Raw genomic sequence first — 241 nt, forward strand, 5'->3', positions numbered from 1 at the left:
GATTATACCGTTGTGGTATCTGTTTCTGATGGCCAATTAACGACCCAAACCGAGTTTGTTGTCACCGTTAATGACAGCGTTATCAATGATCCTGCTATAGCGCCTTGGAGCACTACTGAGGTTTATCAAGCAACAGATAAAGTGAGTTTTCAAGAGCGTGTTTACTTAGCTAAATGGTGGAATCAAGGTCAGCAGCCCGATAGTTCAAGTGCGTGGGAGCTTGTTGAGGAGGGTACTAATC

Annotated in this window: 1 protein-coding gene; it reads left to right on the plus strand. The window is 44.4% G+C overall.

Annotated features, from left to right (window positions below; translation table 11 throughout):
• Nucleotides 1-241 (plus strand): carbohydrate-binding protein (locus AAEY68_RS21625; RefSeq protein ID WP_350586889.1); only part of this gene is annotated, 241 nt, incomplete at both ends.

This window comes from Pseudoalteromonas sp. RB2-MNA-CIBAN-0110, from assembly GCF_040309305.1.
Classification (GTDB): domain Bacteria; phylum Pseudomonadota; class Gammaproteobacteria; order Enterobacterales; family Alteromonadaceae; genus Pseudoalteromonas; species Pseudoalteromonas arctica.